At 48.6% G+C, this 981-nt stretch carries 1 protein-coding gene; it reads left to right on the top strand.

Going from position 1 to position 981, the window contains the following annotated elements:
* On the top strand, positions 1-981 hold a 981-nt coding region (locus R7R24_RS25100), incomplete at both ends, for a sulfatase-like hydrolase/transferase (protein WP_318119824.1).

Below are 981 nucleotides of genomic sequence, written 5' to 3'. Positions count from 1 at the left end.
GGCAGAAAAACCTAACATTCTCGTCATCTGGGGTGATGATATTGGCCAGTCCAATCTCAGTGCTTACACGTTTGGCTTGATGGGGTACAAAACACCAAACATCGACAGCATCGCGAAAGAGGGCATGATGTTCACAGATTACTACGGTGAACAATCTTGTACTGCGGGTCGTAGTACTTTCATTACCGGTCAAATGCCAATCCGTACCGGTTTGACGAAAGTAGGCCTACCGGGTGCAGAACAAGGTCTTCAACCGCAAGACATTACAATGGCGACGGCACTTAAAGATATGGGCTACGCGACAGGCCAATTTGGTAAAAACCACCTTGGTGACAAAGATGAAATGTTGCCAACAAACCACGGTTTTGATGAGTTCATGGGTAACCTTTACCACTTGAACGCGGAAGAAGAGCCTGAAAACCCTGATTACCCGAAAGATCCTGCGTTCCGCAAAAACTTTGGCCCGCGTGGCGTAATCCATTCTTATGCCGATGGCAAAATTGAAGACACAGGTCCTTTGACGCGTAAGCGCATGGAAACGGTCGACCAAGAAACGCTAGACGCGGCAATGAACTTCATGGAGCGTCAAGTTAAAGCGAACAAGCCGTTCTTCTTGTGGTACAACGCAACGCGCATGCACATTTGGACGCATGTGAAAGAAGAAAACCGTACAACAGGTTTGGGTGAATACGCAGATGGTATGGTAGAGCACGACAACATGGTTGGTGAGTTGCTAGATAAACTGGATGATCTGAAAGTGGCCGACAACACCATCGTGATTTACACAACCGATAACGGCCCGATGAACGCGACCTGGCCTGATGCAGCATTTGGTCCTTTCCGTGGTGAGAAAAACACAGGTTGGGAAGGTGGCTTCCGCGTACCAGCAATGGTTCGTTGGCCTGGGCACATTGCACCTAATACGATGATACGCCAACCACCTAGAGCTAAACTCTTGTCCCCAACAATGCTCTTTGGATC

It is taken from the genome of Vibrio sp. 704 (assembly GCF_033339295.1).
Note: the sequence above shows the minus strand (reverse complement) of the source record. Positions and strands in the feature narration are given on the sequence as shown.